2 protein-coding genes are annotated in these 1,072 nt (G+C 77.1%); both read right to left on the bottom strand.

What is annotated here, in order from left to right; genetic code table 11:
* The coding region (locus tag SM757_RS34915) for an FAD-binding protein (protein ID WP_322468854.1) at positions 1-866 on the bottom strand (866 nt) is incomplete at its 3' end.
* The coding region (locus SM757_RS34910) for a (Fe-S)-binding protein (RefSeq protein ID WP_322468853.1) at positions 863-1,072 on the bottom strand (210 nt) is incomplete at its 5' end. The genes SM757_RS34915 and SM757_RS34910, both read right to left, overlap by 4 nt.

The raw sequence follows: 1,072 nt of genomic DNA, 5'->3' as shown, positions 1-1,072 counted from the left end.
CCGTCGTCCACCGCCACGCGCGAGGCGCCCACGGCGGCGCCCAGCGCCTCGGCCAGCTCGTGGAACAGCTTCACGTCGGTGACGCCGTTGCCCGCGGCCATGATGAAGTCGGCCTCCTCCAGCGCCACTTGCTGCGCCTTGCCGGCGACCACGCCCAGGTCCTTGAGGCCCAGCGTGCGCCGCGCCGCGGGCGGCTGCAGCGTGATGCGCTCGCCCAGGCCCAGGAAGGGCAGCTCGGTGCGCGCCACCTGGCGGCCGATGAGCAGCAGTTGCAGCGCGTCCATGGCCGCGGTGGCGTCGCCGGCGGCGCGGCTGACGCCGCCCTGGTCCCGCACGCGGGCGCGGCCTTCGGCGACCTCCACCACGCCCGCGGCGGTGCGCAGGCCGCGGGCCACGGCCAGGCGGCGGCCCAGGTCGCCGTCGTCGCCGCGGTCCGGCGCCAGCACCAGGCGCGGCTGCAGCGTCTGCCAGCGCTGGCCCACGGCCTCGGCCAGCGCATCGGCCGTGGTGCTCGCTGCCAGTGGCAGCAGCTCCAGCCGGTCCAGGCCCAGCGCGGCGGCATCGAGCTGCAGCGCGTCCGGCTCGGCACAGGGTGCGAGCACCACCACGGCCTCGTCCGCCTGGGCCAGCAGCGCCGCGGCGGCGATGGCCTCGCGGGCGTGCTCATCAAAACTGCCGCAGTCCGGGTGGGCGATGACGAGCACGCAGCCCTTGGCGGCCTGCGCCAGGCGCGGGCGGCGCACGCTGGCGTGGGCGCCGGCGCCCACGCGCAGGTCGCGCTCGCCCTCGGTGCCGCCCAGCACGATGCGGCGCAGCCCCTGGGCGGTGATGAGCGCCGGGCGGCGCGGATCGACACGTCGGATCATTGCTTGACCTCCACGGCGCGGGCCACCAGCTCGGCCACGTCCAGCACTTCGGGCCGCTTGCCCACCACGCCTTCGAGCATGGCGGTGCACTGCGGGCAGGCCACCGCGACGATGTCGGCGCCGGTGGCGCGGGCGTCGTCCATGCGGATGTCGGGAATGCGGCGCTTGCCCGGGATGTCGGTGGTGGGCGCCCCGCCCCCACCGCC

The sequence above is a fragment of the Azohydromonas lata genome, from assembly GCF_034427735.1.
Lineage (GTDB): Bacteria > Pseudomonadota > Gammaproteobacteria > Burkholderiales > Burkholderiaceae_C > Azohydromonas > Azohydromonas lata.
The sequence above is the reverse complement of the archived record's forward strand: the minus strand, read 5'-3'. Positions and strand labels throughout refer to the sequence as shown.